At 38.2% G+C, this 8,063-nt stretch carries 7 protein-coding genes; 3 read left to right on the forward strand and 4 right to left on the reverse strand.

Annotated features, from left to right (window positions below; genetic code table 11):
- Positions 1-67: 67 nt before the first annotated feature.
- Positions 68-1,246, forward strand: coding sequence for a pyridoxal phosphate-dependent aminotransferase family protein (locus tag ABFC98_04820; protein MEN6445349.1), 1,179 nt, complete (start codon positions 68-70; stop codon positions 1,244-1,246).
- Positions 1,247-1,308: 62 nt separating this feature from the next.
- Positions 1,309-3,042, forward strand: coding sequence for a phosphoenolpyruvate carboxykinase (ATP) (locus tag ABFC98_04825; GenBank protein ID MEN6445350.1), 1,734 nt, complete (start codon positions 1,309-1,311; stop codon positions 3,040-3,042).
- Positions 3,043-4,099: 1,057 nt separating this feature from the next.
- Here ABFC98_04825 and mnmA read toward each other — a convergent pair.
- From mnmA to ABFC98_04845, 4 genes are read right to left on the reverse strand one after another with little or no spacing between them, the layout of a single operon-like run.
- Complete coding sequence (gene mnmA / locus ABFC98_04830) at positions 4,100-5,239, reverse strand: tRNA 2-thiouridine(34) synthase MnmA (protein MEN6445351.1); 1,140 nt, start codon at positions 5,237-5,239, stop codon at positions 4,100-4,102.
- A 37-nt stretch (positions 5,240-5,276) separates the two neighbouring features.
- Positions 5,277-6,062 carry a hypothetical protein gene (locus tag ABFC98_04835; GenBank protein MEN6445352.1) on the reverse strand — a complete coding sequence of 262 codons (786 nt, stop codon included), beginning with the start codon at positions 6,060-6,062 and terminating at the stop codon, positions 5,277-5,279.
- On the reverse strand, positions 6,059-6,478 hold the full coding sequence (gene yidD, locus ABFC98_04840) for a membrane protein insertion efficiency factor YidD (protein MEN6445353.1): 420 nt from the start codon (positions 6,476-6,478) through the stop codon (positions 6,059-6,061). Before yidD ends, ABFC98_04835 begins: the two co-directional genes overlap by 4 nt.
- Positions 6,402-6,908, reverse strand: a complete 507-nt coding sequence (locus ABFC98_04845; GenBank protein MEN6445354.1) for a hypothetical protein — start codon at positions 6,906-6,908, stop codon at positions 6,402-6,404. The genes yidD and ABFC98_04845 overlap by 77 nt, the downstream gene beginning before the upstream one ends.
- A gap of 292 nt (positions 6,909-7,200) precedes the next feature.
- Between ABFC98_04845 and ABFC98_04850 the strand changes: the two genes are divergently transcribed.
- The coding region (locus ABFC98_04850) for a type III PLP-dependent enzyme (GenBank protein ID MEN6445355.1) at positions 7,201-8,063 on the forward strand (863 nt) is incomplete at its 3' end.

Below are 8,063 nucleotides of genomic sequence, written 5' to 3' on the forward strand. Positions count from 1 at the left end.
CATACAACTTGGTTAAGGTCTTGTATAATAATCTGAAGAACTTTCAAATAATCTAAAAGAGGTAAAGGTGAGCTTACTGGATAAATGTTATAAATTTACGGATGCCCGCAAAGTTATGGCTATGGGCTATTATCCATATTTCAGAGAAATAACTTCCGAGCAGGATACAGAAGTAATCTGCAACGGGAAAAAAATGTTGATGATGGGTTCCAACAGCTATTTGGGGCTAACAAATCATCCGCGCGTAAAAGAAGCAGCCATCAATGCCATCCAAAAATATGGCAGTGGTTGCGCTGGCAGTCGTTTTCTAAACGGGACTTTAGATATTCACATCGAGCTGGAAAACGAATTAGCAAAATTTGTCGGCAAAGAAGCTGCAATTTGTTATCCTACTGGTTATCAGGCAAATGTAGGTTGTATTTCAACTATGGTTGGTAAAAACGACTTTGTGATCACCGATAAATACGATCATGCATCTATTATAGACGGCGCCTTACTGGCAGAAGGGAAAATGCTTCGTTTTAAGCATAACGATATGGCTTCTTTAGAAAGGGTATTAAAAGAAATTAAAGGTAAAAATGCCCTTATTGTTGTAGATGGCATTTTTTCGATGGAAGGGGATATTGCCAATCTACCTGTAATTATAGAATTGGCAGAAAAATACAATGCCGAGGTTATGGTTGACGAAGCACATTCTTTAGGTGTTTTGGGAAATCAGGGCGCCGGATCTGTAAATCATTTTGGTTTAACTGATAAAACCGCTTTCATTATGGGCACTTTTAGTAAATCATTGGCTTCCGTTGGTGGTTTCATTGCTGCTGATGAAGCGCTTATTCACTATTTAAAACACAAATCCAGAGCTTTAATATTTTCCGCATCTCTTCCTCCTGCCTCCACTGCCAGCGTTTTGGAGGCGCTAAAAATTATGAAAGAAGAGCCGGAACGCATAGCCAAGCTTTGGGAAATTACAAATTATATGCTAAAAGAATTCAAGGCAATGGGTTATAATACTGGAGACAGTTGCACGCCCGTGGTTCCATTACATATTGGCAATATGACGACAACTTTCACTATGTGGCGTCGTTTAGGCGAAGAGGGTGTTTTTATCAATCCAGTTGTTCCACCCGCTGTTCCACCCAATTCTTGTTTAATCAGAACCTCTTTTATGGCAACGCATACTAAAGACCAATTAGATATGGCCTTAGAGAAATTTGAAATCATTGGCAAAGAATTGAATATCATTTAATATATATTTTAGGGTTAGCATAGAATTTAGTAAGATAAATTAAGCCATATAGGGAGGAACAAATGGCGAGCAAAAGCAGTGTGGAATATTATTCCAATATGAAAGAAATGTCTCCTATCCGAGCTATTGCCGAAACCTTGATGAATAACCATTTAGTCCGCAAGGTAAATATCCGGGAGGCATACGAACTGGCAAAAAATCAGCCCGGCGTAACTGTTACCGATTTGCCGATGTATCCGGAATTTGTTAAACTTCACCAGCTTCCGAAAGATGCCAAAGTTATTAACGATTGTCACGGCAATATCATAGGTAGAACCGCAAAAGCACGCAGGTTTTACAATCGGGTAAATCCTTCGCTTAAAAATAAGCTGGAGAGTGACTTTCGGGAAGCCGTATGGCAAATGCAGCATTATCCGCTCATCAAAGCCGAAGCCATTTTGGGTATGGATAAGGATTTAATGCTGAAAGCCACTTTTGTAACCACTGAAAGCGATGCTGCCAATCTGTATTTTTGGTTGTTGAATTTTGCCCCTTATGAATCGCTGGCGGAAGAATATGAAGCAAGTCCCAAGCTTCCAATTCAGGATGTTATTTTAGTTGCTTTTAATGAATGGACTTGCAACGACGCCTATTATAACAATGTTGGCGCACCCCAACTGGCTTTGGTGGATGAAAAACACAATGTAATGGTCAACCTTGGGATGCGTTATTTCGGAGAACGCAAAAAGGGAACTTTAACTCTTGCTTGGACTTCCGGCATCCGAATCGGAATGGCTGCTTGCCATGGTGGCATTAAAGAAATTGATTTTAGCACTTGTAAAAACCCTGAATACCACAAATTAGGCAAAAGGTCAATCGCCTTTTACGGACTTTCCGGAACGGGAAAATCCAGCCACACCAATAATGCAGATAATGCAGGAACCTTGCCTGATGGCTTTTCCAAGGTTGTTTTACACGATGATGCCTTCCAAATTGATTTGGAAAATAAACTCTGCCGTGTTTGGGAGCCCACTTTATTTGATAAAACCGATAGCCGCACCGTGGATCATCCGGACTGGAAATATACTTTAACTTTAATGAATCATACCGTTTTAGATGTAAATGGCAAGCTTATTCCTTACGGACAAGACATCCGCAATTCCAATGGCAGAGCATTGTTTGATCGCTCTCTCTTGGGAAAATATGTAAACCGTTGTGCTTTTCCCAAAGCGTTGGTCTGGTTAATGAAGGATTCTGTATTGCCTCCAGTTTTACGATTGGAAAATAAATATCTGGCAATCGCGATGGGAGCTGCCTTAATGACCCAGCGCAATCGTGCCGAAAATGTCACCGAAGAAGAACTGAATAAGCTCGTTTTTGAACCTTTTGCCAATCCTTTTAGGGTGTATGAACTCTATCGCGATGTGGAAGCATTTTTGAATGTAGCTGATACTGGCGCCGATTTTTACTGTTTCAATTCGCGTGGCTACTGGAAAGAATCCGATGACATCCTTGAACCCATTCCTCTAAATACTTCTCTCACTCTGCAAACCGCGGTCTTAATGGAAAAATTACAATGGGAACCTTGGAAATTACTTCCCGGAGCGATGATTCCTACCCAGGAATCGGTTGAGGCAATTTTACCCGGTTATTACGATAAGTATAATTCCGCTTTGCGGAGCAACTACGATAAGTATATTGCTTTAATTAAAGATAGATTCCAGCAAAGAAAGGACTTTTTGCTTAGCAGCGATTTAACCGAAAAGCCGGATATCCAAGCAAAATTGATCCAATCATTACAGGTAAATGCCGATTAGAACTTTTTTGCTGGCATACTTTTCCCCGGCAAAATCAAAGGGCTTACCCAATTCCGAGGGGGTAAATGCTGCAAGCATCCTCCGTGGAAAGACCCTAAAATTATGCAGTAAAAAGTAACTTGCCCCAAAAATGTTATATAGATAGCGGGATAATTTTCCCGCTATTCTTTTTTTATCCTTGCCTAATTAGCAACCGTGGAGCTATGGTGCTGATCATTGGGTTTTGCCTAAGCAGCAGCACCGCAACTCTACCATAACTAATTAGGCAAGGATTGCGGGTTTATCACTTTCGAAACAAGGATTTTAGGTTTAGTTCACGCAGATGACGCTGATGACGCAGATTTGATTTTAGAAACAGGGATTTTAGAAAAGTATTTAGCCACCGAAGTCACCGATAATTATTTATGCAGATTATGCAGATGTAGCTTTAGAAGCAAGGATGTTAGAGCTATATTTTAGAAACAGGTATTTTAGAAAAGTATTTAGCCACCGAAGTCACCGAAAATTATTTATGCAAATTATGCAGATTTAGCTTTAGAAACAAGGATTTTAGGTTTAGTTCACGCAGATGACGCTGATGACGCAGATTTGATTTTAGAAACAAGGATTATAGGTTTACAGCTTTAGAAACAAGGATGTTAGAGCTATATTTTAGAAACAAGGATTTTAGGATTAAAGGATTTAGAGGATTTTTAAAGTTCCGTCAGGAACGATACATACTAACGACGGGTTTTTAACCCGGCGAAAATAAAAACAGTTAAAAAAGTCCCATCGGGACGACAGATTTTAGCGACGGGTTTTAACCCGGCGTAAAAATAATGGAGGGTTGACGTCCTCGTCAACCACAACAAACAAACTATCAAGCCATCATAGAATAAGGCGGAAACTTGATAACTCGTTTGTAAGGGGAACGACGAGATTTCGTTCTTCCTTTAATGTATTTCACAGATTTACTAAATAACTACTAACAAAATAACTTTGCACTTTGAACCCCTGCACTTTGAACTTTGCACTCACAACAAACAAACTATCAAGCTATTAAAAGATCGTAAACCTCTTAACTTCTAAAACCCTCTAAAGCATTATATTCTGCATCCTCATTATTGGAAAGTGCTATAAATCCCCCTCCCAAAAGTAAATCCTCTTCATATAAAACCAAGCCCTGCCCTGGGGTAATGGAAAGTTGCGGTTTGGCAAAAACCACTTCTATATTCTTATCATCTATTGGTGTTACAATACAATCGGCGGGTGTATGTTGCTGTCTTATTTTGGCTTTGGCGTTAAATTGTTTTTCCGGTGCAGAAATGGAAACCCAATTCATTCCTGTCGCGTTACAGCGATTTTTGTAGAGATATTTCTGAGTCCCCAAAACAATTCTATTTTTTGTGGCATCAATTTTCAGAACATAATAGGGCTCAGGCAAACCACTTACGCCCAAATTTCTTCTCTGGCCAATAGTGTAATTTATTATGCCTTTGTGCGTTCCCATAAATTTTCCATTTATATCTACAATTTCTCCCTGCTGATATTCATCCGCTTTAAAGAGCACTGCCAAATCTGAACTTTGTAAAAAATCCTGACTTTCCTGACGAGTTACAAGTTCGCCAAAGCCAATTTCAGCAGCCAATTTTTTTATTTCCGGCTTTGTAAAATCCCCTAACGGAAAAAGAGTTCCTGCCAATTGCTCTTGCGACAAAAAAGCCAGAAAATAGGACTGATCTTTATTTTTATCTCTTGCTCTTTTTATTTGGTAGCGTTGCAATTCGTTATTATAACCAATTTTAGCATAATGGCCAGTGGCAAAATAGTCAAATTCCAACCCCATTAACTTAGCTTTTTGGGGTAATAAGGCAAATTTTACATAGGCATTACAAACCAAACACGGATTAGGCGTTTCTCCCTGTAAATAGGTCTGGCAAAAATAGTTAATCACTTTCTGTTGAAATTCTTCCTGCAAAGGAATAACATAATGCTCTATACCCAATTTTTGGCATAAAATGGCAGCGGCACGAATACTTTCTTCTTGAGCGGGACCAAAACAACCACTTTTCATCACTTTTTCCATTGCTATGTTTTTATCCCAGGTCTGCATAGTGATGCCAATTACTCTATAACCGCTTTCTTTTAATAAATAGGCAGTCATAGCGGAATCAATCCCTCCGCTGATTCCGACTGCCACACAAGTTTTATTTTGCATATTCTTCCCTAAACTCAGAGTTTATGTTCATAAAGTTCTATCTGCTTTCCACTTTTATTAGTTCGTCAAAGAAAACATCCAACTGCTTGTCAATTATGTTCTTTCGCTTATTATTATTCCTTCGTGCTGCAAAATTTACCGATCCATAGATATTACCCAGATAGAAACCTGTGCCCACTGCGGCTAAAGCTGCTGAACTAAAATATAATTCATTTTTCCCCAATTCAAATACTGATCCCCAAATTAAGAGATTTGTAATAAAGGCGGAAATTGAGGTCTGCAATGCTCCTGCATAAGCATAACCGAGACCCGGAAAAATAGCTAAGCCACCTGCCAGATAAGGAGATTTATAATGCTGCTCTTTCATTTCCTGATTCAGTTTATTTAGTTTTGCCTTTATATCTTGATATTCTCTTTCAGTTATTGTCTTTAGCTTTTCTTCCACTTCTTTTTCCCTGCCCAGATAACTGCTGCTTAAACAATAAAGAGTTTTTTGCATAGGATTGGCTAAACTATCATTCAAAATCACTGCCAAATCAGGTCGGTTAATTTTTAGATGGGCAAAGGAATAATAAATATGGTCAATTGGATCGGAACATCCTTTAAGGTATTCTATCAAGCCATTATAATCTGCCCCCAACCAATAACAATTGCAAATCATAAAGTGGCAATAATCTTTATCTCCATCATTGTAATAGGACCTTTGATATTCAGTAATGGCACGATAGTATTCTTGCTTGGCAAAAAGTGAATCCGCAAAATTTACTTGTGCCGATAGAAAAGAAAATGACAATATTCCTATTATTGCCAACCAATATTTCATCTATCCTTATCTCCAATGCCCTCTTCCGGTAAATCTATATAATATTTCCTCATATCTATATATTTAGAAGGGTAATATTGAAGGTCTAATCCGCATCGCATAATCCTGTCCGTCCCTTTTAAAATTCCTTTAAAGATCCCGTATTTTTGAATACTGTCCGCTGTATAATGAGAACAACTTGGAAACATCATACATCTTTGCCCGTAGGTCGGCGAAATGAATTTCTGATAATAACTGATTACGATTGAGGAACTTGTAGATGAGGATGAGAATTTTGGATTAGATTCAGGGCTCTTCATCATATTCTCAGCACTCAAAATTGTATAATTGGTGAATATTTCAATAAGAATGAGCAGGATTTTTAAGTGGCACTGAAACAATAATCTTTCTCTGATTCTTATAATAATCATCATCATCCTCTGACGCAATCGTATTAATTATAGATACATATAAAGCTGCAGAAATGAGAATTCTTGCTCCACAACCTACTGCAGAATAGGTTAAATTAAGCTTATGAGATGCTTTAGTGTATGCAGTAGTATATGCTGTAACATAATCACTGCCTTTGGTCTGTAGTAAATAATTAACTTTCATTGGTTCTGGTTGAGGATCAGATATAGCAGCTCCTAATACACCAAGTACTCCACAAAAAAATCCCCCAAATCCGTAAACTATATTTCCTTTCGCATCTGCTTTACCTGCTGCTGCTCCTTCCAGATAAGGGTTCACTGTATTTACGGGATTAGTATTGTTTTGTTCTTCTGGTTGACTAATCTGACCATAAATATCACTCGTAATAAATGCAATGCCAATTATAAAGAAGATAGCCAGTTTCACCGATTTCATAAGTCCAACTCCTCTTGGTTTGGTTATAATACTCTTATTTTATACTGTTCCATAAACACAATTTCTGTCAATGAAAAAATACTTTTGGTATTCCCATATTTTTTTAAAGAGCCATATTTTTCTTTCGATGCTGGTAGAGAAATTCTGCACAGAGATTTTATCTTGCTTTTCGTTTCAACAAGCTTATTATATTTTAAAGTAATGCAAACAGCTAAAATGCCAAATACTATTTGACACGAATTGCCTTACTGATTTTAAGGGAAAACTTAATAACACATAAGAGGACAAAACATTGTATAAAGAGCAATACACCTTTAACATCGCTCGCTTTATGGACGAAAGGCGGTTTGCAAAAATTCAGGCATTCGCGGAGAATTTACCTACTCCCTGTTTAATTGTGGATTTGGATACAATTCGCAGTAAATATTTAGAATTGCAAAAATGTATGCCCAATTACAAAATATTCTATGCTATGAAAGCTAATCCGCTGGATGAAGTTATTTTATTATTGGCAGATTTGGGCGCTAATTTTGATCTTGCTTCCCCTCGTGAACTGGATCAGGTTTTGCGTTTAGGCATTGATCCCTCTCGTTTAAGTTTTGGCAACACCATCAAAAAAGTTAGCGATATCAAGTATTTCTACGATAAAGGAGTGCGTTTTTTCACTACGGATAGCCAGCTTGATTTGAATAATTTAGCAAAATATGCTCCCGGATCAAAGGTTTTATTCCGGATTTTAACAGAAGGGACAGGTGCGGATTGGCCTTTATCGCGTAAATTTGGTTCTCACCCCGATACTATTTACCATTTAATTGTCCAAGCGGCTAAAATGGATTTGCTCCCTTGGGGAATTTCTTTTCATGTTGGTTCTCAACAAAGAGACATAGGCCAGTGGGATGATGCCGTGGCGCGTTGTAAATATCTCTTTGATGCCGTTGCCGAAGAAGGAATAGAGCTACAAATGATTAATATCGGAGGAGGTTTTCCTGCCAATTATGTAGATCCCACTTTTTCTATCGAAGAATATGCCACTGAAATTCAGCGTTTTATTCAAGAGGATTTTGGCGATAATCTGCCAGATATCATTTTGGAACCGGGTAGATCCCTCGTTGGTGATGCCGGTGTGATTGTTTCTGAAGTTATAAATATTGCCCG

This window comes from Candidatus Cloacimonas sp. (assembly GCA_039680785.1).
Lineage (GTDB): Bacteria > Cloacimonadota > Cloacimonadia > Cloacimonadales > Cloacimonadaceae > Cloacimonas.

Excerpts from the sequence above, each read along its gene's own strand:
- ABFC98_04845 (MEN6445354.1), bottom strand. The coding sequence starts at position 6,908 with ATGAAATCGGTGAAACTGGCTATCTTCTTTATAATTGGCATTGCATTT.
- mnmA (MEN6445351.1), bottom strand. The coding sequence starts at position 5,239 with ATGCAAAATAAAACTTGTGTGGCAGTCGGAATCAGCGGAGGGATTGAT.
- ABFC98_04825 (MEN6445350.1), top strand. The coding sequence starts at position 1,309 with ATGGCGAGCAAAAGCAGTGTGGAATATTATTCCAATATGAAAGAAATG.
- yidD (MEN6445353.1), bottom strand. The coding sequence starts at position 6,478 with ATGATGATGATTATTATAAGAATCAGAGAAAGATTATTGTTTCAGTGC.
- ABFC98_04835 (MEN6445352.1), bottom strand. The coding sequence starts at position 6,062 with ATGAAATATTGGTTGGCAATAATAGGAATATTGTCATTTTCTTTTCTA.